Raw genomic sequence first — 750 nt, 5'->3', positions numbered from 1 at the left:
ATCGAATACCGACATGAGCGCGACCGGGTCGTGACGCACGCCTCACCCCCGCGCCAGCATCTTGTCGAGTTGCTTGTCCGAAATCCGGCCCTTGGCGTAGAGCGCTTCGGCTTCGCGCTGCTGCTTCGACTTCGGCTTGTCCTTGCCCAGCACCTGCTCCAGCTGCTCACGCGCGATGTCGAGCGCGTCCAGAGGCTTGTCGAGAAGATGGCCCTCGACCTTGTCGGCAACCGCCTTGCAATTGGCGATGGCTTCATCGGGCGTATCGCCATAGGCGACGACGGCGCCGATCTCGGCACAGCACGTCCATTGCGGGATCACGTAATACTCGCCCTCGATGCGGCAGAAATTGCGCAGCTTGACGAAGTCGGCCACGCTCTTGTCGATCGCAACATGCATCCAATTCTGGTCGGCCCATTCGGAGATCAGGAGCACTTCGGCGCCCCATTTGGCCTTGTACTCCGGCTCGATCACGATGCCTTCGGCGGCATACCAGATGACTTCAGCGATGTTCTCCATCAGCACCTGGTACAGCTCGTTCGGCGGCGAGCCGGCGCGGCAGCAGGGATCGATCAGATAGGCCTTGCCGTCCTTGGTGCAGCGAACTTCGGTCGAGAGGAACCCGCGATAGCCGTAAGACTTCAGCGAAGGAACAAATCCTACGCCGCCACTTCATCGCCGAGATAGGCGACCGCTGCCTCCAGCCCGCCCTTGCCGTGCGGGATCTTCAGCGCGTTCAGCCCGATCTCG

General features: G+C 61.9%; 1 protein-coding gene. It reads right to left on the bottom strand.

Translation table 11 applies throughout. The features are described from left to right. Positions 1-42: 42 nt before the first annotated feature. Positions 43-525, bottom strand: coding sequence for a hypothetical protein (locus AACY52_RS28800; RefSeq protein WP_339561141.1), 483 nt, complete (start codon positions 523-525; stop codon positions 43-45). Positions 526-750 lie beyond the last annotated feature (225 nt).

The sequence above is a fragment of the Pseudomonas sp. EA_65y_Pfl1_P113 genome (assembly GCF_963970525.1).
In the GTDB taxonomy this organism is placed as follows: domain Bacteria; phylum Pseudomonadota; class Gammaproteobacteria; order Pseudomonadales; family Pseudomonadaceae; genus Aquipseudomonas; species Aquipseudomonas tritici.
Note: the sequence above shows the minus strand (reverse complement) of the source record. Positions and strands in the feature narration are given on the sequence as shown.